Raw genomic sequence first — 488 nt, 5'->3', positions numbered from 1 at the left:
TTGTTGATGTCGTGGGGCCTGATGTGTGGTTCAAGTGATGGGGTGACACAGTGTAGTAGCCATGCCGCTTAGTGGATTGTTGGTGTAAGCGTGTGAGGTGGTGTGTAGGCAAATCCGCACACCGTTTAACCTGAGGCGTGATGCGTAGCCCAAATGTGGGTGAAGTTGGTGATCTAGTACTGTCGAGAAAAGCCTCTAGCGATGTGGATGTATGGCCCGTACCCTAAACCGACACAGGTGGTCAGGTTGAAAATACTAAGGCGTTCGGGTGAACTGTGGTTAAGGAACTCGGCAAAATGCCCCCGTAACTTCGGGAGAAGGGGGACCACACGACTTTGACACTTCTTGCAAGTGTTGTGGGTTGTGGGGTCGCAGAGAATAGAGGGAAGCGACTGTTTATCAAAAACACAGGTCCATGCGAAGACGTTAAGTTGATGTATATGGACTGACGCCTGCCCGGTGCTGGAAGGTTAAGAGGACCGGTTAGT

General features: G+C 51.2%; 1 rRNA gene. It reads left to right on the top strand.

Features of this window, described 5'->3' with window-relative positions:
• A 23S ribosomal RNA gene (locus tag HMPREF2760_RS08005) occupies positions 1-488 on the top strand; the annotation flags it as partial.

It is taken from the genome of Corynebacterium sp. HMSC065D07 (assembly GCF_001810695.1).
Taxonomy (GTDB): domain Bacteria; phylum Actinomycetota; class Actinomycetes; order Mycobacteriales; family Mycobacteriaceae; genus Corynebacterium; species Corynebacterium hesseae.
The sequence above is the reverse complement of the archived record's forward strand: the minus strand, read 5'-3'. Positions and strand labels throughout refer to the sequence as shown.